We start from the raw sequence: 461 nt of genomic DNA on the forward strand, positions 1-461 counted from the left end.
CTTGTCTGAGGCCTTCAAGATAAGGCGAGTCAACATACCATCACCAGCGAAGAATTCATATGGAATGACTTGGTTGACACCTGCTGTGAATGGGCCAGGGAAGTTGGCCTTGTCCAAGTAAGTAGCTGGAACGTCTACTATGTCTTTGGTATTGTCAGCTACGCCTTTTTGCACTTCAGCTGGAGTGGTTAAGCCATTCAAATTGACATCCAAATCTTTTGTCGCTACGAGGTTGCTCAAATCCGCCTTGCCATCTTTAGCACCATACACTTTAATAGTAGCTTTATAACTTTGAGTGCCGTTTTGTTTCAAGAGGTCAAGCAACTCTTTATCTGATTTGCCTTGAGTGCCAGCCAAATCCACTTCATAGAAGTAGAGACCTTTGCCCAATTTTTCTACTGGTGGAAGGGCGGGATTTTTAGCTGAACCGTTGTCTGACCATGGAGCCTTGTCTGAGGCCT

1 protein-coding gene is annotated in these 461 nt (G+C 45.1%); it reads right to left on the reverse strand.

All coding sequences use genetic code 11. The features are described from left to right. Positions 1 to 461: SSURE domain-containing protein (locus tag ADM33_RS10360; protein WP_049505064.1), on the reverse strand; the 461-nt coding region annotated here is incomplete at both ends.

Source organism: Streptococcus oralis, from assembly GCF_001075875.1.
GTDB classification, from domain to species: Bacteria; Bacillota; Bacilli; order Lactobacillales; family Streptococcaceae; genus Streptococcus; species Streptococcus oralis_I.